The following is a 263-nucleotide window of genomic DNA, read 5'->3' on the forward strand; positions in this document are numbered from 1 at the left end:
CGATACCGCTTCTTTTCTAGGTATAAATAGATGCCATGTAAGACAATTCGTATGACAATTCCTAACAGGATCAATAAGGCAAACCCGCGAAACACACCGACTACAGTTGGCACCAGCTTCATCAATTCTGTGAGGATTTTTTCTTTAGAAAACCAGACAAATGCAACAGCTCCTATACCTAAAAGCATTTTCCAGTTCTTTTCTATGAAGTTTTCAATTTCTTTGTCGAGCTTGCTGTGCGCCACTTCTTCACTTCCTTTCTA

The 263-nt window shown here is 39.5% G+C and carries 1 protein-coding gene; it reads right to left on the bottom strand.

All coding sequences use genetic code 11. The annotated features are described in order from the left end of the window. A partial coding sequence (locus ACQRBL_RS32855; protein WP_427736501.1) for a hypothetical protein occupies positions 1 to 245 on the bottom strand: 245 nt, incomplete at its 3' end. Positions 246 to 263 lie beyond the last annotated feature (18 nt).

The organism is Bacillus sp. AF62, from assembly GCF_050312695.1.
Lineage (GTDB): Bacteria > Bacillota > Bacilli > Bacillales > Bacillaceae_G > Bacillus_A > Bacillus_A cereus.